We start from the raw sequence: 18,415 nt of genomic DNA, 5'->3' as shown, positions 1-18,415 counted from the left end.
GTATTTAGTATAAAGGTGGCCTTTTTAAGTTCAGTTTTTAAACTTTTCCCTTATTTAAATAGAATCCTTTTTTATTAATTTTTTTCATAACAATCTATTTATGATGCATTTGGTAATTGAAGTACTCCAAGCATAGATGGTCTACTGAATATAGATGAACCATATTCATCAACACCGTATGCAAAGATAAAAAAGAGCACATACGCTGTAGTATCATTATCAAGGTCAGCCACATCACTATCATCAGAAATATCTGAGCTGTTATAAATAAACCCGGGATAATTTGTAATACTTCGTTGTAATGTATATGATGTTGTAATAGTTATAGATAACCCATTATCTTCTTTTTTTAATGAAAAAGCACTATTGGTTCCATCCAGTAATACTGCTATATTATTATTATTCACATATAAAGGATAAAAATTGAGACCATTGCTGTTACTACTAAAAAATACATCCATATTAATAGAAGTTACCGAATCTGTCGAAAGATATGGTGCAATTTTTGAAAAATCTGAAGCCATAATTTTATTAATATCTGAAAAATTGGCACTCGTTATAACAGATGTAAATGTTTTTTCACTTGTATATATTTTATAATAAATTTTATATCCTTTAAAATACAAACTCGGTTGATCTCCATTTGGTAAGTTTACTGTAATGCTATCATTTTGAGCTGTTATTGCAGTAACGGGAGCTAGATAAATATAATTTTCTAGTCCACAGGAACTAATAATAAAAATATAAAATACTAAAAGAAACCTAGAAAAGAATCTGCATGATTTCATGAAGCGCTTTTATCCCCTACCCTTTTTTCCCTTACCAGTTTCTAGGGCCGGTGGATCCAAGGAATCAATGGAATCAATCAGTTCATAGATAAGAACGGGCTTATTTTTTCCTTTTACCCTAATATTATCCAGTTCTCGGACAATGAAGTGATCCTTTACAAGGCCATAGGTAAATTCACTGATAATAATTCCCGTTCCATATTGCTTGTTGGTACCTTCCAGACGGGCTCCTAGATTCACATTATCACCCATAAGGGTATAATTCATTCGTCCAGGGGACCCCATATTGCCCACAGTCATAATTCCTGAATTAAGACCTATACCAATGTTAATCCGTTTATGTTCTGGCCATTGCTCGTTTAATTCTTGTAATTTTTCCATTTGCCGCAGGGCGCATTTACATGCCAGTATGGCATGATCTTCCTGTGGTAACGGAGCTCCCCAGAAGCACATAATTTCATCACCAACATACTTATCCAAGGTGCCACCATATTCAAGTATGAGGTCTGTCATGGCAGTTAAATAGACATTTAAATGATTGACCAATTCCTGTGGGGTCATATTTTCAGATAAGGTAGTAAAGCCCCGAATGTCTGAAAAGAGAACAGTCAGTTCTTTATCCACACCACCAAGTTCAGGCGGATTTTCCAAAATCTGATCAACAACTTTAGGACTAACATATTTACCAAAGGTTGCACGAATCATTTTTTTATCTCGCTCTTCAGTCATAGCCCTATAAGACACAACAGCAACAAAAGACAGAAGCATGGCAATTGCAGGTTTAGGGAAATCTATTACCACATTATTTCTTTCAAATATTATAGAGATACCTAAAAATAGTATGATAAGACCAATTAGAACTGATACAAATCCCCATAGTGTGGAATATCGAGATGTATAAAAACAGATAATCAAAATGAATGTCAGTAAAATGATATACTCAACCCATTTTGGTGCAGGAATGAGAAAATTGTTCATCAATATGGTGTTTAATGCATTAGCATGTATTTCTATACCATACATGAGGCCATAAGGTGTTGGTTTTTCATCCTGAGCAATACCATCTGCAAAAGGGCCCACCATAAGAATTTTATTATCTACTGCTTTTGTTTTTGGCCAGGTTTCAGGGTTTGGTCCTGGGGCACGCTCTGCATAACTGGCATAGGACCTCACTGGAAAGGTTCTGTACCCATCTAATGCAGTAGAAGATCTATATCCCATATAGTTAATAACCATTTCACCGTTTTCGTTAATAGGGATTTTTATTTCAGAGAGCACCTTTCTGGGAGCGGCTTTAACAAGGTTTCCGTCTTTATCAAACTGATCTTTACCGACGGGAATACTATAAGGAATTCTTTGGCCAGTCTTTGCATCTCTAACGGTTGGGTTGTGAATAATAATATGCTTGCCGATTTCCACAGTAAGTTCTGATGGGTCTACTCCAAAATATCTACATGCAAGACTTAAGGTTATTGCTGGTACAAAGTAATCCTTAATTTTTCTTACTAAATAGTACTGTTCATCGGGATTTCCATCACCATCTGTATCAATGATAACAGGCGGTGATGATGTAGCCAATTCTTTTTCAAGTCTAGCTAAGGTTTCCTTTGTGATAGGGGTAATAATATTATGAACAAAACCCTTTGTATCATACCAGACGAGACGTTCATACTGGCTTTGATCAACTGTAAACCCTATTTGCAGGTTCTTAAAAGGTATCTGTTCAATTTCAGTACTTAATTTTGTTATAAGCGCCTGACGTCGATATATCTGATCAACATCTTGTACATAATTAGCATGTCCATACCCAGCAACAACCTTGCTATAAGGTATCAGTGGTGCCTGAACGCTCATAAAATCTCTCATTTCCTGCCAGGAACCGCTTACATTTTTAAATCCTGGAAATCGTTCAAATAATACAGCTTGACGTTTAAGCATTATTTCATGACTTGAATAATCTGAAATGCCAACATCAAGCAGTGTTTCGATAAATACGGTCTGAGCCTGTTCTATGCTGGCTATCAGGCGGGCATCCTCTGCAGCTTTTCGGTCGCTTTCTATAAAAAAAACGTCAAGAAATATTGATGATTCACGTGATCCCTGGTCCTTTATTCGGGTAAAGGAATCGATAAGGCTTGCATGGATTGAACGGGGAAATGGCCACTTTCCAAATTTGGCGAGGCTTCTTGAATCAATGCCTACGATAATGATGTCATCAGAAATTTTTGGATTTTTTTCTGTAACGGTAACCCCTTCCTGAACACTGGTAGCAGTAGTAAGCCCTTTTAGAAAAAACTGTAGGTCTGTAGCCTTTGTATTGAGATTGGTAAAAATAGAGGTACTGATATCAAGCAGAAATATGACGAGAAATACAAACAAACCAATGATGAAACCGAAATATTTGGTTTCAAATATTTTTGCTCGTTTTCTCGCCATAGGTACCTCACTTTTGATTAGCGGTTATAAAAAGTATACGGCTCTGAGCAAGTTTTGTCCAATTATCAGTGGGCCATTTTTCTACCATTTTTTGATAGGCTGCAATTGCTCCCGTATTGTTTTTCTGAGTTTCCTGCAGTCGACCGATAGCAAAATAAGCACGGGGTGCCAGGGGAAAATCGTCACCATAGGAATCTACTGCCTTGGTATAAAGTTCTATCGCTTTCACAAAATCCCCCCGATCTTCTGCAGCAGTTGCAGCGTTATAAAGTGCGACCGGTGCAAGATAACTCTTGGGAAGTTTATCCACTATAGCAGCCCAGGCTTTTTCTGCTTCAGCCCATTCTTTCTTATCTGCGTAAATACCAGCCAGAATATTCAAAGCCCGTGCCCCTGCATAGGCAGAGTGAGACGCAGCAAAAGACTTTAATTCATCAACAAGTGCAGATAATTCCTTATCCTTTTTAGCGTCATCCGATTCAAAACGAATTTTATCATACCGTTCTGAAAAGGACTCAACCTGTTCAATAGCCTGCACCTTAGTTGCATCGATGATAGCAATAGCCACCACCAGCACAATAACCGAGAGTATAATACCTCCCAATATCCCGAACAGTATCATTCGATTTCTCTGAATAAAATTAATAACTTTAGCGGAAAAACTAATCGTTTCCTTATTTTCAGATGCCTTTTCCATGATGTCCTACTCCTTGGGGTTTACAATATCAAGTTCTTTAAGCAGACGGGATAAATAGGTCCGCTGAATATCCAGAGCCTTCGCAGTCTCAGTTTGATTCCAGTTATTTTCTTCGAGAACCTTTTTAATATAATGTTTTTTAAAAACAGTGAGAGCATTCTTTAAATTTCGTTGCTCAGACATGGCAGGACTATGCTGCATATTCCGCAATAAAAGATCTTCAGCTTTTATCCATCGATCCTTACTGATGACACAGGCTCGCTCTATGCAATTTTCCAGTTCTCGTACATTACCAGGCCAACTGTAGGAAAGCATAATTTCCATAGCTTCGTCAGAAAAACCATCAAACTGTTTCTTCGTTTCTCTACTGAATTTTTTCAGAAAGAAATTGGCAAGTTCCGGAATATCCTCTGGCCGCTGTCGAAGTGGTGGGATATAAATGGGCAATACATTCAGTCTATAATACAAATCGCTTCTAAATTCACCCTTTTCTACAAGAGCCTCAATATCCCGATTGGTTGCGGCAAGGATACGAACATCAACCTTAATAGTGGTATCAGAACCAACTTTTTCAAAGGATTTTTGCTGGATCACCCTGAGTAGTTTTGCCTGAAGTTTTAGGGGTAAGTCCCCGATTTCATCAAGGAAAATGGTCCCGCCATCGGCCATTTCAAATCGTCCACGGCGATTTTGAACAGCGTCGGTAAAAGCTCCTTTTACGTGACCGAAGAGTTCGCTTTCGAGGAGTCCCTCCGGGAGGGCCGCACAATTGACCCGAACAAAGGGCCCCTGATTTCTACTGCTTTTGAGATGGATTTGTTCAGCAAAAAGCTCCTTACCTACCCCGCTTTCACCTAAAATCAGGACCGAAGAATCAGTCTTGGCAACCCGATCGATAATTTCCAGTTTTTCAAGAATGACTGGGCTCGAAGCAATGAGGGTATGATACCCCTTATCGGTCTGAATCTGATCCTGCAAAAAATGAATCTCTTCCTGTGCCTTTTCAAAGCTCCGGGCATTTTGTATTGCTAAAGCTGCCTGGTTTGCAAATATTTCAAGCCATTCCAAATCATCCTGGGTAAAATATTTTCCATTTTTTTTATTGATGAGCTCAATAACTCCGATACATTCATCTTTCATACGCATCGGAACTGCAAGCATAGTCCGGGATGGATATCCTATATTTTTTGATATTTCAGCCAAGTGTCGGCTGTCATTTTCCACATCGTTGACAATAATTGATGTGTTATGTTGAGCCACCCATCCGGCAATACCCTCCCCCATATTAAGGGAATATTTTTTTACCGCTGCGCCTTTAGCTCCTAGGGCGATTTCAAAATAAAGCTTATTATCTTGTTTGTTTACCAAGAGGATGCTAGAAGCCTCCCCTTCGCAAAGACGGGTAGCCGATTCGAGGATCTGCGTTAGCAAGGATCGAACATCCGAATAGTTCGAATTGATAAGAGTATTAATCTCTATCAGAGTATTGAACTTTTGGACGTCGATCGATGCCAGCATGTCCTTTGGCTCATTACCTTACTTAGAATCCCTGGATTTTAACATATCTCCAAGGGTAAAGGTAGATTCATTTGTTTCTGTTTCAGCCATATACTGGGAAATTGCTTCCCTTTGAACCTTTTTCTGATAATCTCGAATAGAAAAGGCTACCTTCTGTTTGTCTGGCTGAAGTTCAAGCACTACAGCCTTTATTGTATCACCGACCTTATATTTTTTTAAGGCTTCATCAGGATCTTCTTCCCGATTTTCGGTAAGGTTCGATTTATGAATAAGACCTTCGATCCCACCGGGAACACGTACAAAAACTCCAAAATCGGTTACTGAAGATACTTCTCCTTCAATGGGAGAACCAACTTTGTAGGTTGCTGCAAAGGATTTCCAGGGATCATCGGTGAGCTGTTTAATACCAAGACGAATGCTGCGGTTTTCCGGTTCACAGGCGATCACCATAACCTCAACGTCCTGTCCTACCTGCAGTTCGCTTCCCGGATGTTTTACCTTCTTGGTCCAGGAAAGATCATCCACATGGAGGAAGCCATCAATACCCTCTTCCAGCTGGATGAAGGCGCCCGCATTGGTCAGTTTTACCACTTTACGGGTAAGCCTGGTTCCAACGGGATAGCGTTCGGTGATGCTGGTCCAGGGATTCTCTGTTACCTGTTTCAGGCCCAGGGATACCCGACCTGCCTGGAGATCATAACCGAGGATCATGCATTCTACGACGTCACCGATTTTCAGCATCTCTTCGGGCTTCTGAATCTTCTTTACCCAGGAGAATTCAGAAATATGGGCGAGGCCCTCAATACCTTCTTCAAGCTCGATAAAGGCACCAAAATCGGTGAGCTTGGTAACCTTGCCCTTTACAATATCATTAACATGATACTTGTCTTCGAAATGCACCCAGGGATCATCGGTAAAATGCTTTAAGGACAGGTTGATACGCTTTTCAGCGGGATCGATCCGGATAACCTTAAGACGGATTTCCTGCCCCTTCTTTACAAAATCCTTGGGACGAGTTACATGGCCCCAGCTCATATCATTGATATGGAGTAGCCCATCAAAACCGCCTAAATCGATAAAAGCTCCGAAGGAGGTAAAGCTCTTCACCGTACCGACTACTTCGTCTCCAATTTGAGTATTGGCAAAAAAGGCTTGCCGACGGGCTTCGACTTCTTCTTCCATCCATTTGCGGCGGTTAACCACAATGTTAACCTTGCCATCGGAATAGAGCCGTTCAACATAAAATTTGGATTTTACCCCAAGGAGCTTTTCTGGTTTATCAACCTTGTTAGCATCGGACTGGCTGATGGGGAGAAAGGATTTTACGCCTGCGCCCAGATTAACATCATAGCCGCCCTTGACTACTTTCTCGATAACCCCTTCCACAGGAACATGATCCTGGAAAGCTTGCCGAAGGTTTTTCCAGAAAACTTTAATATCCGCTTTTTGCTTTGACACAATGACTTCGCCATGCTTGTTTTCTTTAGTAATCAGCACGACAGAAACGGTATCCCCAACCTTCGGGACTTCAGTGAACTCCGCTATCGGGATCTTTCCCTCCGACTTGTAGCCTACATCGACGAATACCTGGTCTGGGGTTACCTGAATGACATACCCGTCGACTAGCTGGCCCTCTTCAAGTTGTTCGAGGGATTTAAGATACTCTTCCTGTAATTGTGTCTGGATGTTGTCCGCGGAGTTTTTAGACTCATCCATTTCCACTTCCATCTGACCCATAATTGATCCTTATATCTGAATTTTCTCTATCAATCTGTCATAAACTTGCTCAATGGTCAAGTCCGATGTATCCAAATAGACTACTCCATCGGCAATTTTAAGGCTTCCTTCGGCCTTGTTCCGATCAATCTCATCCCGTTTACGAATACCGTCGGCAATTTCTTCCAGACTTAGCTGAGATATACCCTGCAAATACCGCCGCCGAGCACGGGATTCGGGGCTCGCATCCAGAAAGAACCGATATTCTGCATCGGGAAATACCACGGTGGTGATATCCCTGCCTTCGACTACCACATGTTTGCCCTGGGCTATTTTGCGGATTAGATCGTTCACCACATGACGGATAGGTACAATCGCAGAGAGCTGAGCAACCCAGGCATCAATCTCATCGCTGTGAAGGAGACTATCCACCACTTCACCATCCAGGAGCACCTGCTGTCCCTGATAATCGATATAGGCTTCCCTGGCACAGGCAAGGGCCTTCTCCGGATCTGTGGGGCTGATATGTTTCCGTAAACACCGGAGGGTAATTGCCCGATACAGATTTCCTGAGTTGATATAGGTGAAGTTCAGGCGTTCTGCCAACAAGCGGGCTATGGTGCTTTTTCCGGATCCCGCCGGTCCATCAATCGCGATGACCATGAGATTGTCTCCTTCTTTTATAAGCTGCCAAATATGGTTCAAAAGACCGTAGTTCTTCAACCGAAAGGGCACGGCCTTTACCTTCAGGGAGCGTTCCCAGCATAAGCGGTCCTATACGGATCCGATGCAGTTTTTCAGGGTGCAGGTGAAAATGAGAAAACACCCGACGGATTTCCCTGTTTTTACCTTCGATAAGCACGATCCGTACCGATTTTCTTCCCAATCGTTCAATTGAGGCACATGTATATAGTTCGCCATCGATTTCTATACCCTTACTAAAAGCTTCGATCGTAGCATCTGGTATGGGTACAGTAGAGTCAACTATATATTCTTTTTCGAGCTCTGTAGATGGATGTCCAAGGGCAGCTGCAAAGTCCCCATCGTTGGTAAAAAGGATCAGCCCAGAAGAACGGTAATCGAGGCGTCCGATAGTGTAAACCCGTTCTGTTATGTCAGGAGGCAGGAGGTCCTGAGCCAAAGGACGGCCCTGGGGATCGCTGGCACTGCAGATATAGCCCGCTGGTTTATGAAGGGCAATATATCGTTTTTTCTGTTCTAAAAAGACCGGCTTACCATCCACCAAAACCACATCCCGGGCATGAACCTTGGTCCCCAGCGTAGTTACGACCATTCCATTCACGGTAACCCTTCCCGAAAGGATGAGCGCTTCCGATGCCCGGCGGCTTGCTACACCACAATGGGCGAGATAGACCTGGAGACGCAGCTCTTTATCCATTGAGTTCAAACCTATCCCGTTCGCTTTCATCAAGTTTGGGTAAATCAGCAATGCTTTCGAGTCTAAAAAACTTGAGAAATTCTTTTGTAGTGCCATATTGGATAGGCTTCCCTGGCACATCCTTTTTCCCTACTTCCCTTATAAGCCCCCGATCGAGCAACATGCGGATCATAGTGTCTGCAGATACACCGCGGATCGCTTCAATTTCACCACGGGTAATAGGCTGAGAGTAGGCGATAATTGAAAGGGTTTCCAAAGCAGCTTTGGATAATTTGGCATCATTTTTTTTACCGTATCGGTCACGGAGTACATCCCAATACTCTTTTTTAGGAGCAATGAGCACGCCACCTCCGATTCTTGAAAGTTCTACTCCGCTATCATTCCGGTTGTACCGTTCCTGCAGCAATTCAAGGGCCTTTTCTACCACTTCCCTGGATAGTCCTGATATTCGAGCCAGAGTAGTTTCTTCGATCGGTTCATTTTCCAGGTAGAGGATTGCTTCGATCAGGGCTGTTTCCTTATCCAACTGTAGCTCCATCGGCACTTACCTTCTCATAGGGTTTTATAATGATATCACCAAACATTTTATTTTGATATATCGAAACCATTCTGAATTTTACCGCTTCCAGAATAGCGAGAAATGCGCAGACAATGTCCATGACGGAACCGCTGCGAACTACCAGGTCGGTAAAATTACATTGCCCCTTTGTCTCTAATAGTTCAGTCATGAGAGCCATCTTCTCATTTACGGTTACTTCTTCGAAGAGGTCAATGATGCGTTCGCTCGTAAGGTTTGTCATAAGGCTGGAAAAGGTCTTGAGGAGATCCCAAACATCCACCTTTTCCCAGAGTTCTTCATCTGCAAAAGGAAGGGCCCGCTGAAGCTTTTTTCGTTCAATCACCCATTCAGCTTCCCGTTCTTTTTCTTCCATAAGTTCTGAAAGCTTTTTGAATTTCTGGTATTCTATCAGTTTGTCTACCAGTTCCTGCCGGGGATCTTCGATGTCATCATCCGCTTCTATTTCTACTGGCAGAAGCATCCTCGATTTAATGTACAGCAGATTTGCGGCCATGACATGGAATTCGGTAAGATTTTCTAGGTCAAGTTCGGTAGCATAGGTAAGGTATTCCAGGTATTGCTCGGTTATCTGGGCAACGGGAATATCATAAATATTAACCTCATTCTTCTTGATAAGAAAGAGAAGAAGATCCAGGGGGCCTTCAAATTGTTGTAATCTGAAATGGTAGGCGTTGTTTTGGTTAAGTTCTTCCATTAGGGGTGATTATAGTCATCAAAATCGGCATAGTAAATACCCTGGGCTTCCAGGTTTTCATAGATTTCCCAGTAGGGTACGTTGCTTTGGGGATCCCGGGCTTCTGGTTCTAGTTCAAGGAGCGGCAGAAGCGCAAATTTACGTTCCCTCAGCAGTGGATGGGGAATAATTAAGGAATGCCCATCGTTGATAATGAGAGATCCTATTAACAGAATATCGATATCTAGGGTTCGTTCTCCCTTGCTTCGTTCCATGTTTCGATTACGACCATAGCGGGCTTCAATTTCATGTATAAAGTCGAGTAATTCCTGGGGGCTCCCATTAAATTGCCCTGCTACGGCACAATTATAAAATTGCGGTTGATCTAGGACATAGCGGGGCTCACTCATATAAATACGGGAAGCCCGAAGGTCCTGAATCCTAGATTCCAAATCAGTGATTGCATGCTGTAAGATTGTTCTGCTTTCGCCTTGGTTAGATCCAAGCCCCAGGACGACAGGATTAGAAGAGTTCGTCATCTTCTGAGAGCGTCGGTTTTACCTGAGCAGGCTTTGGCGCACTTGGTCGAGAGGGGCTGGTTACAGCGGCAGCTTTAACCCCAGGAGTTTGCCCACTTCCTCCTTTTAATTCTGCCCCTTTCACTTCTGCTGCGGAGGTTTTTGCCCCCTGGTTTAAGCCTGCTGGCATGGAGACCCCCGATCCCAGACCAGTACCGGATAGATTAGCTGCAGGCTGAACTTGCTCCGGTTCTTTCATACCAGGAAACATAATAGAGCGGAGCTTTTTCTCAATTTCCTGGGCTAATACAGGGTTGTTTTCCAGAAATTCCCGGGCATTATCCCTGCCTTGGCCGATTTTTTCTTCGCCATAGGCATACCAGGCGCCTTTTTTATCAATAATTTCGTACTTCACCGCCGCATCCAGGATACTGCTGATGGCGGAAACGCCCTTACCAAACATAATGTCCAGCTCAGCCTTTCTGAAGGGTGGCGCAACCTTATTTTTCACCACCTTAACCCGGACCTTGTTTCCAACCGCGTCAGCCTCACCCTTCTCGATGGTTTCCATTTTACGGACCTCAAGCCGCACCGAGGCATAAAATTTTAGGGCGTTTCCGCCGGTGGTGGTTTCCGGGTTCCCAAACATAACACCAATTTTCATACGGATCTGGTTGATGAAAATTAAGATCGTTCGAGATTTACCGATCGTGGCGGTCAGTTTTCGCAGAGCCTGACTCATGAGCCGGGCCTGGAGCCCTACATGGGCGTCTCCCATTTCGCCTTCTATTTCTGCTTGAGGGGTCAGGGCGGCTACGGAGTCTACAACAATGACATCTACTGCGCCGGAACGGACAAGGCTTTCGGCAATTTCCAGGGCTTGTTCGCCCGTGTCGGGCTGGGAAACCCAGAGTTCATCAATATTAACACCTAAATTTTTTGCATACACCGGGTCAAGGGCATGTTCGGCATCAATAAAGGCGGCAATACCGCCCCGTTTTTGTGCTTCTGCAATGGCGTGCAAGGCCAGGGTAGTTTTACCGGATGATTCGGGCCCATATATTTCTATGATTCTCCCCCGGGGGTACCCCCCTATACCGAGAGCTTCATCAAGCAAGATAGAGCCGCTAGGAATAACCTCTATTCCAGCCGCATTGACATGGGTTCCCAGTTTCATGAGAGATCCCGCACCAAACTGTTTTTCAATCTGCAGACGGGCTATTTCCAGGGCTTTTAATTTTTCTTCGTTACTAGCCCGTTGTTCCTGATTTGCTCCGGAAGTTTCTGTTACCTTTGCCACCTTAGCCTCCCTTTTCAGTACCGGTATATTACATTTCCTGCTTTAACAGTACACAAATTTTATAATTCTATCAACCAAGGACTCGACGGATTTATAAAGTCATCGTAGGATAGGGGTATGCAAAATACATTTGCCATCGTAGCCACCAGAACAATGCAAGAATATGCTGAAAAAGTCGTGCAAAAACTTATTCGTTTTCCCAGTTTTTCAGAACAAGCCGAAACAATCAGCCGGGTAGATACCCTTAAGGTTTCAGTCTTTGCCGATGGTGAATTGGAAGTATATGTGGATTCTTCCTTACGCGGCCAGGATGTGTACCTTTTTGCCAATGCAGCCAGAAATATGGCGGGGATTCCGGTCGAAGAAGCAAAGATAGAGCTTTATCATGCGGTAGATGCCCTGAAACGTTCCCAAGCAGAACGGATCATTGTCTTTGAGCCCTATGTCTCCTGTTCAAGATCCGACAGGACTACGAGACGTAATTCGGTAGGTCTATGGATTCATTTTAAAATTCTGTCCAGTCTTGGCACCAACCATATTATCACCTATCAGCTCCATTCAGATAAATCGAAGAGTATGGTGGACCCGACGATTTGTGCTATCGATGATGTACCAGGGCTGACCCTGCTTAAAAAGCAGCTCTGTGATACTTATATTCAAACGATTGATCAGCTTTATTCGGTGGTAAAACCTCATTGGGCGTTTTGCAGTGTTGATGCGGGTGGAGAGAAGTTGGCCCGGAGCTTTGCTAATGCCTTTGGGGCACCTCTGGTTGTAGCCCATAAGCAACGGGATTATTCCAAGGTAAATACGGTTGAATCCATCAATATACTTTCCGCTGAACCCATTAAAGGGAAAACCCTCTGGATTGTAGATGACATGGTCGATACAGGGGGCTCGGTGTATAGTCTCATAAAAACCCTGGTAACCCTGGAACCGGCAGAGATTAATCTCCTTGCGGTACATGCGGTATTTTCACCACCTGCTATTGATCGACTTTGTGAATTAAGCAGTAAGGGCCTTTTAAAACATATCATGGTAACCGATACGGTCTTTTGTCCTGAATGTTTTATCGATGATTTGCCTAACCTTGAAATTGTGCCCTCTACAGAATTTTCTGCGAATATCATTGCCACAATCGCAGAAGATAAGTCTCTCGGTAAGTTGCTCAAACCTTTTAATGCTGAAGAATATCTCAGGCGCCCCCGGCTCTTATAAGGCTAGCCTAAAACAATTTTGTAGAATCTAAAAGGATGGTCACCGGACCTTCGTTGATGTACTGGACCCTCATAGATGCCTGAAATACACCGGTTTCCACGGTAAAGTCCCGTTTCCGAAGTTGATCGACAAAATAAAGATATAAACGGTTTGCCTTTTCTGGCTCTGCCGCATCTGAATAGGAAGGTCTGCGGCCCTTACGGGCGTCTGCAAGCAAGGTAAACTGGGAAACTACAAGGATGCCTCCTCCTATATCCTGAACCGAAAGATTCATCTTGTCCTCTATATCGGTAAATATACGTAAACCAGCGACCTTTTCTGCAAGGTAATCCGCATCCTTTTCTGTATCCCCAGCGGCCACACCGAGGTATACAAGGAGTCCCTTTTCGATTGCCCCTACCCTGTTGCCCTCTACGGTTACTGATGCTTCTGATACTCGCTGTACTACCGCCCTCATTGCTGTTCCTCTGGTTGCGGCAGGGAAACTGCCTGATGTATTGCAATGCCCCGTAGGGCAATAGATCCTTCTTTCTGTACAGTAATGGAACCAAGGACTTCTATGGGCTCATTCTGATTAATGGTTGCGGCAAAGGGAAGTACTACAGGGACGATGCCCTGGAGGACTTTTTTCATATCATAGCCTACGAGCAAGTCAAACATTACAGACCGATCATGTAGCTGAACATTTGCGGCCATGCCTTTCCAGCGAACGACAACGTTCCGATATAAGTAGGGATCTTTTTGTACATCCAGATAGGAATAGGTGTCTTTCAGGGTGTTAAAGCCCGGTGTTACCGTGTAGGAAAGCAACAGGTTTGCCTTTGCCTTTATTGTATCGGATGCATTGGATTCAAGGATACGGTTAATTTCAATTTTCGCAGCCTCATCTCTGAACTCTGCAAAAAACCTTTTAGCACGCTCGTAGCTTTGTAAAACCTGATCCTGGGTAAGTACATATCGAAAAGCCCCCGAAGTGTTGACGGTAGTTTTCCGCTCTGTATCATCGAGGATAAGACTTTCCATACCTGGCCGGATCGGTCTTGGGGCTATTTCAAAGGGATTGGGTATGCTTTTAGTATAAATACCTATCCCCGCCATCGCAATAAGAGCTAGCCCTGTTACCAGGGCAGCGGAAAATACCGTACGAAGACGGCGAGGAAGCGGTGGCAGCGGGGGATATATGTGTTTTAATGCCCCTGTTTCAAGCCATGTTGATAGGGTTTCCTTTTCCCCAAATTTTCGAATAACTGCCAGACCTCGTTTGGCTATTCGAATGGCATTTTTCGAGGGATTGGGGCTGGCTGCTTCGAGATCCAAAATCTCAAGATAATATTCAACAGCCCGATCTGTCTCACCACGCCGGACATGGAGTGCTGCTAATCCCAGTAGGGTGTAAGAATCCTGTATTTTTAGTTCCCGGCATCGACGAAAATAAGTATGGGCTCCTCCAAAATCTCCTAAATTCAAACAGGATACAGCGAGAATATAGTAAAACCGATGAGAATCATGATATCGGAGCACTTCTGGCTCAAGAAGTCGAATTGCTTTGCTATAATGACCCCTTCGTGCATATTGGGCAGCCTTGGTTAAGAGCGGATCCAGCTTCATCCTCTATCATTACCGTGATGTATATTTTTCTTGCAGTTTGGACAAGATTGTTTCCAATGCAGCCAACTCTTCCTCTGAAACCGCTTGCTGAGCAGCAAGAATACTGTCAATTTTATTTACTACATCTCCAATCATGATGAGATCTGTTCTAAACGATAATTCCTCGGTGCTAGTTCCACGTGCGGTTCCTAATAACTGAGAGATATCACCTTCTATGCTTTTTCCAACCGTTTCAAAACCCTTATCAGATGCTAGGGTCAGTAAGATTGCAACATTTCGAACAGATCCTCTTGGAATGAGGACAGGATCATAATAATAAGCCACAGCTGAATCACCAATAGAATAAGGAAGTAGATTAAAATTTCGTCCATTACTTGATGTTATTTGCCAGCTTGCATCATTAAATCGTTTCCAATTAGCAAAATGGATCAGATCAGGCTGCGAAGTCCCTGCAATATTAATCGATCCCATTAATCCAAGACTATCATTTTTAGAAATCCAATATGTATCCCGATCTTTTGAAGTCAGAGCTAATTCAGCTGGAATCTGTTGTAAATCTGTATAAAAATGATTTTGTGCATTCTCACCAAGTGAAGTATCCAGAACAAAACGAATACCAATCGGAATAGCCTTTTCTCCCTTATTAGTAACCCGTATATTCATTTTTACCCCATTCGATAGAGTGGCACCACCGGTACGAATAAATTCAAACTCTTGTACCACTTCAATCGTGGAAGCTTGAAAAATAATTGCAGGTTTTGAGTTTTCATTCTGAACTTTTATACGAAAAGCCGTACTATCACCAAGTCGATATGATTTATCATTCACTAAAATGCTTAGAAAAGATGTCCGTGGATCCTTGTCAACAAACAGGCTCTGATATCGTTCCTTTTTTATGTCTGTCAGATAATAAAGGGAAAATCTGCCGGTATTTTCATGCAGGACTAGTTTCATTCGACCATCTGAGAATTCTGCGGCACTTAACCATGGAAGCCCCTGCACTATTGCAAGGATAAAACCGATAAAAATAAGATTCTTTTTCATCACTTTTTGTCTCCCTGTTCTGTGCTTTCGCTAAGACGCTTGAGCAGCATTTTCTGTAATTCCAGAGCTGAAGCTTTAAGAGATAATAATTTGTTTGCTTGTTCCTGAGTTAATGTCCCAGAGACCATAGCTTTGGTTATCTCTGTTGACTGTTCCGACATCTGATCCTGCACGACTGAAACATCCTTAAGCGGAGCTGATGCAGCTATAGTAGTTAGACTAGATTCGAGCAGAGCAAGCTTTTGTTTTAGCTCTTTGTTTTCTTTTTCTAGTTCTGCCATATGAGTGTCTTTTAACATTTCCGCAATACGTTTCTGATAGGCTAAAATTGCTTGTTCATAGGCACGTTCTCTACGTTGATACTCTTCTACAATCCTCAAAGATTCTTCATGACTCCATTTCAAGAGATTAAGCAATTCATTCTCAATTTTTTTCTGATCTACCAGAACAATTCTATAACTAGCAGCTTCATACTTAGTACTTTGCGGATATTTTTCTGTAACAATTAAAAATGTATTTCGAGCTTCTTCAAAATGACCTAAGGCAAAAAGACACTCACCTATCCAATAATAGGCAGATGCTTTCCGGTTTGGATCCTGAATTGCATCAGCATAGGTTTTAAATAATGGAATTGCTCCATCAAATTGATTTAAATAATAGAGAATACGTCCTTTATTATAGATAGCTTCATAATAGTTTTTTACCTTCGATGGTGTATTTGATGTATTCTTTATAAAAAGTTCTATATCCTGTAATGCTGCTTCATATGCACCAGCAAAAAGTTCAGATAAAGAAATCCAATAAAGGGCTTCATTTGTTAGCGTTTCATCTACGGTGGTGTCTGTTTGTACGCGACGGAACATAAGCACCGCATCCTGCCATTTTCCATTTTGATATAAATCAAGGCCCTTCTCAAATAATTCCTTTGGGTTTTGTGCAAATAACAAATTACAAAGGAACATTACTAGGACTATAAAAAAGGATGTACGTTTTAAAACCATCGATGGTACTCCTTGCAAGAGGTACCTCAAAAACTATAGAGGTTCCCTTTTATAAATTTCGGCAATTCATCTTTTAAAATCAAGAAAAACCCTAGCATTAGAATCTTATATAAATTTGAGGGCGCTTTTAAAAACTCGGTTATATTTTAAGGGGGCCCTTTAAATTGTTAAAATTTCCTTAATGATTGAACCATTTTTTTCTTTTCCTGAGCTGAAAAGAATGCTGAACCTGTTATCAATATATCAGCTCCAGCCTTTCGTGTTATAGCTGCAGTTTGTTCATTAATACCACCATCAGCTGAGATTAGAAATGGCAATTGTTGATCATTTCGCATGGCTACCAGTTCCCGTATTTTATCTAAACAGGTTTCTATGAGACTTTGACCCCCAAAACCGGGATTAACGGTCATAATGAGGACTTGATCCACATAGGGCAGCAATTCTTTCAGCATACTGACCGGCGTTGAGGGAACAATACTGACACCGGGTTTTTTACCTAAACTGCGAATCATTTGTATCGTGCGATGGGCATGCACGACTGCTTCGAGGTGAAAGGTAATATAATCTGCCCCGGCTTCAGCAAAGGCAGGAATGAGCTGATCCGGTTTCTCAATCATCAGGTGAACATCGAAGGGTAACGATGTATAGGGGCGTAAATCGCTCACCATTTTTGGTCCAAAGGTTAGATTAGGCACAAAAATACCATCCATGACATCAATATGTACCCAATCAGCTCCTGCATCCTGAATTGCAGAGACAGCTTCACCCAGTTTCGAAAAATTAGCAGATAGAATTGATGGTGCTATCAATGGTCTATTCATAATAGCACCATGATAGTCTGCAAAGCCCTGCTTGTAAAGGCAACTATGATTGACTAAGACGGAGGAAATGATATAATAGGAAAAATGAGGGCGGATGTTTTATCAGATATTTCCCTCTTATTCAAGTCATGGATGCAGAAACATCAATACAGGGGCTCCTTCAGAAAGCCTACGATAACCTGAAAGCCTCTGATGCATCATCGGCAATGGCCGTTTTAGAGAAGGCGCTTCAAATTGACTTTGAAGATCCCGAAGTTGTATATGCATTGAAATGTGTTAACTGGTGGATTGAACAGGTAAAACGGAGCGAGGCCGTTCATGATTGCTATGATAGGGGTGAGTTTTTCTTAACTCAGTGGAGGGCTTTTTATAGTTTTCTCGATCGCATTGGCCCCCCCTATGATCGTTGTATTTACGCCATCCGACGGTATGTTTTTTCATCTGCTCTCAGCTGTTTTAAACAGTTGTGGCAGGAAGGAGGAGAAAAGCAGGATCCAGAGCTGCTCCTTCGAATTGGGCGTTGCTATAAAGGGGTGGGAAACTTTGAACAAGCCCTGCACTATCTGGAAGAAGCGGCGGCATCTAAAAAGGATGATGCGGAAACCATATCAGAATTGGCTGATGTTTATGCACTGGTTGATGAAGTTCGGCTTGCAAAGGTGCTCTTTCGAGAGGCCTTTTTTATAAATCCCCAACGGATTGACCTTCGTTCTATGGAATCGGATCTTATTCTACGATTGCAGCAAAAGGTTCAGGATTTAGGTCATAAAAGCCCTGAACTGGAGGAATGGATTCCCGTATATGGAGTGTTATTTGGAGTGTTGAATGTCAAACGGGAACTGAGAGCAATTGAACTGGGTAAACTTAAGCAATCCATATTTACCCTGGAGAACGAATTACGGGACAGACCTGAACGGCAGAACATACTGATACCGAGGCTCATTAATCGGTATTTCTGGCTCATCGATCATTATATCAGAGCCGGTGAAGATGCATCCCGCATTGATGAACTCCTACTTAAAATAAGAGTTCTCGATGCATCGATTTACGAACGATACATCAATTAATTTTCGTCTGATATAGAGCAGACGATTAAGA

Annotated in this window: 16 protein-coding genes and 1 pseudogene; 2 read left to right on the top strand and 15 right to left on the bottom strand. The window is 42.5% G+C overall.

Annotation, left to right across the window (positions count from 1 at the left end; all coding sequences use genetic code 11):
- Positions 1-98 precede the first annotated feature (98 nt).
- The 10 genes and pseudogenes from SPICA_RS07030 to recA all read right to left on the bottom strand — a co-directional run bounded on the left by SPICA_RS07030 (position 99) and on the right by recA (position 11,625).
- On the bottom strand, positions 99-788 hold the full coding sequence (locus SPICA_RS07030) for a hypothetical protein (RefSeq protein WP_013968839.1): 690 nt from the start codon (positions 786-788) through the stop codon (positions 99-101).
- A 9-nt stretch (positions 789-797) separates the two neighbouring features.
- Positions 798-3,224 (bottom strand): adenylate/guanylate cyclase domain-containing protein, encoded by a 2,427-nt coding sequence (locus tag SPICA_RS07025; protein WP_013968838.1) that lies wholly within the window; start codon positions 3,222-3,224, stop codon positions 798-800.
- Positions 3,225-3,231: 7 nt separating this feature from the next.
- Entirely contained in the window at positions 3,232-3,921 is a 690-nt protein-coding gene (locus SPICA_RS07020) for a tetratricopeptide repeat protein (protein ID WP_013968837.1), read from the bottom strand.
- A gap of 6 nt (positions 3,922-3,927) precedes the next feature.
- Positions 3,928-5,439 (bottom strand): sigma-54-dependent Fis family transcriptional regulator, encoded by a 1,512-nt coding sequence (locus tag SPICA_RS07015; protein ID WP_013968836.1) that lies wholly within the window; start codon positions 5,437-5,439, stop codon positions 3,928-3,930.
- 18 nt (positions 5,440-5,457) lie between these two features.
- Positions 5,458-7,818: pseudogene (rpsA, locus tag SPICA_RS07010) on the bottom strand (30S ribosomal protein S1).
- On the bottom strand, positions 7,802-8,554 hold the full coding sequence (locus SPICA_RS07000) for a pseudouridine synthase (protein ID WP_013968833.1): 753 nt from the start codon (positions 8,552-8,554) through the stop codon (positions 7,802-7,804). The pseudogene rpsA and the gene SPICA_RS07000 overlap by 17 nt, the downstream one beginning before the upstream one ends.
- Complete coding sequence (gene scpB / locus SPICA_RS06995) at positions 8,547-9,092, bottom strand: SMC-Scp complex subunit ScpB (protein WP_013968832.1); 546 nt, start codon at positions 9,090-9,092, stop codon at positions 8,547-8,549. Before scpB ends, SPICA_RS07000 begins: the two co-directional genes overlap by 8 nt.
- Positions 9,073-9,828 (bottom strand): segregation and condensation protein A, encoded by a 756-nt coding sequence (locus SPICA_RS06990; RefSeq protein WP_013968831.1) that lies wholly within the window; start codon positions 9,826-9,828, stop codon positions 9,073-9,075. The genes scpB and SPICA_RS06990 overlap by 20 nt, the downstream gene beginning before the upstream one ends.
- On the bottom strand, positions 9,828-10,346 hold the full coding sequence (gene folK / locus SPICA_RS06985; RefSeq protein WP_013968830.1) for a 2-amino-4-hydroxy-6-hydroxymethyldihydropteridine diphosphokinase: 519 nt from the start codon (positions 10,344-10,346) through the stop codon (positions 9,828-9,830). The genes SPICA_RS06990 and folK overlap by 1 nt, the downstream gene beginning before the upstream one ends.
- On the bottom strand, positions 10,330-11,625 hold the full coding sequence (gene recA, locus SPICA_RS06980; RefSeq protein ID WP_013968829.1) for a recombinase RecA: 1,296 nt from the start codon (positions 11,623-11,625) through the stop codon (positions 10,330-10,332). Before recA ends, folK begins: the two co-directional genes overlap by 17 nt.
- Before the next feature lie 117 nt (positions 11,626-11,742).
- On the opposite strand from recA, the gene prs reads away from it, so the two are divergent.
- A complete protein-coding gene (gene prs, locus SPICA_RS06975; protein WP_013968828.1) occupies positions 11,743-12,843 on the top strand; it encodes a ribose-phosphate diphosphokinase in 1,101 nt (366 codons plus the stop codon).
- Between the two features lie 7 nt (positions 12,844-12,850).
- On the opposite strand, the gene dtd is transcribed toward prs, so the two are convergent.
- The 5 genes from dtd to rpe all read right to left on the bottom strand — a co-directional run bounded on the left by dtd (position 12,851) and on the right by rpe (position 17,317).
- A complete protein-coding gene (gene dtd / locus SPICA_RS06970) occupies positions 12,851-13,300 on the bottom strand; it encodes a D-aminoacyl-tRNA deacylase (RefSeq protein ID WP_013968827.1) in 450 nt (149 codons plus the stop codon).
- Positions 13,297-14,451 carry a tetratricopeptide repeat protein gene (locus SPICA_RS06965; RefSeq protein WP_013968826.1) on the bottom strand — a complete coding sequence of 385 codons (1,155 nt, stop codon included), beginning with the start codon at positions 14,449-14,451 and terminating at the stop codon, positions 13,297-13,299. The genes dtd and SPICA_RS06965 overlap by 4 nt, the downstream gene beginning before the upstream one ends.
- 9 nt (positions 14,452-14,460) lie before the next feature.
- Positions 14,461-15,495, bottom strand: a complete 1,035-nt coding sequence (locus SPICA_RS06960) for a hypothetical protein (RefSeq protein ID WP_013968825.1) — start codon at positions 15,493-15,495, stop codon at positions 14,461-14,463.
- Entirely contained in the window at positions 15,495-16,496 is a 1,002-nt protein-coding gene (locus SPICA_RS14805) for a tetratricopeptide repeat protein (protein ID WP_013968824.1), read from the bottom strand. Before SPICA_RS14805 ends, SPICA_RS06960 begins: the two co-directional genes overlap by 1 nt.
- 167 nt (positions 16,497-16,663) lie before the next feature.
- Positions 16,664-17,317 carry a ribulose-phosphate 3-epimerase gene (gene rpe, locus SPICA_RS06950; RefSeq protein ID WP_013968823.1) on the bottom strand — a complete coding sequence of 218 codons (654 nt, stop codon included), beginning with the start codon at positions 17,315-17,317 and terminating at the stop codon, positions 16,664-16,666.
- A 128-nt stretch (positions 17,318-17,445) separates the two neighbouring features.
- On the opposite strand from rpe, the gene SPICA_RS06945 reads away from it, so the two are divergent.
- Positions 17,446-18,384 (top strand): tetratricopeptide repeat protein, encoded by a 939-nt coding sequence (locus tag SPICA_RS06945; protein WP_013968822.1) that lies wholly within the window; start codon positions 17,446-17,448, stop codon positions 18,382-18,384.
- Positions 18,385-18,415 lie beyond the last annotated feature (31 nt).

Source organism: Gracilinema caldarium DSM 7334, assembly GCF_000219725.1.
GTDB lineage: Bacteria > Spirochaetota > Spirochaetia > Treponematales > Breznakiellaceae > Gracilinema > Gracilinema caldarium.
Note: the sequence above shows the minus strand (reverse complement) of the source record. Positions and strands in the feature narration are given on the sequence as shown.

Coding starts and splice junctions, on each gene's coding strand:
- SPICA_RS14805 (WP_013968824.1), bottom strand. CDS start 16,496: ATGGTTTTAAAACGTACATCCTTTTTTATAGTCCTAGTAATGTTCCTT.
- SPICA_RS07000 (WP_013968833.1), bottom strand. CDS start 8,554: ATGGATAAAGAGCTGCGTCTCCAGGTCTATCTCGCCCATTGTGGTGTA.
- SPICA_RS07025 (WP_013968838.1), bottom strand. CDS start 3,224: ATGGCGAGAAAACGAGCAAAAATATTTGAAACCAAATATTTCGGTTTC.
- SPICA_RS06965 (WP_013968826.1), bottom strand. CDS start 14,451: ATGAAGCTGGATCCGCTCTTAACCAAGGCTGCCCAATATGCACGAAGG.
- SPICA_RS07030 (WP_013968839.1), bottom strand. CDS start 788: ATGAAATCATGCAGATTCTTTTCTAGGTTTCTTTTAGTATTTTATATT.
- rpe (WP_013968823.1), bottom strand. CDS start 17,317: ATGAATAGACCATTGATAGCACCATCAATTCTATCTGCTAATTTTTCG.
- folK (WP_013968830.1), bottom strand. CDS start 10,346: ATGACGAACTCTTCTAATCCTGTCGTCCTGGGGCTTGGATCTAACCAA.
- SPICA_RS07015 (WP_013968836.1), bottom strand. CDS start 5,439: ATGCTGGCATCGATCGACGTCCAAAAGTTCAATACTCTGATAGAGATT.
- SPICA_RS06945 (WP_013968822.1), top strand. CDS start 17,446: ATGGATGCAGAAACATCAATACAGGGGCTCCTTCAGAAAGCCTACGAT.
- dtd (WP_013968827.1), bottom strand. CDS start 13,300: ATGAGGGCGGTAGTACAGCGAGTATCAGAAGCATCAGTAACCGTAGAG.
- SPICA_RS07020 (WP_013968837.1), bottom strand. CDS start 3,921: ATGGAAAAGGCATCTGAAAATAAGGAAACGATTAGTTTTTCCGCTAAA.
- scpB (WP_013968832.1), bottom strand. CDS start 9,092: ATGGAGCTACAGTTGGATAAGGAAACAGCCCTGATCGAAGCAATCCTC.
- SPICA_RS06990 (WP_013968831.1), bottom strand. CDS start 9,828: ATGGAAGAACTTAACCAAAACAACGCCTACCATTTCAGATTACAACAA.
- prs (WP_013968828.1), top strand. CDS start 11,743: ATGCAAAATACATTTGCCATCGTAGCCACCAGAACAATGCAAGAATAT.
- SPICA_RS06960 (WP_013968825.1), bottom strand. CDS start 15,495: ATGAAAAAGAATCTTATTTTTATCGGTTTTATCCTTGCAATAGTGCAG.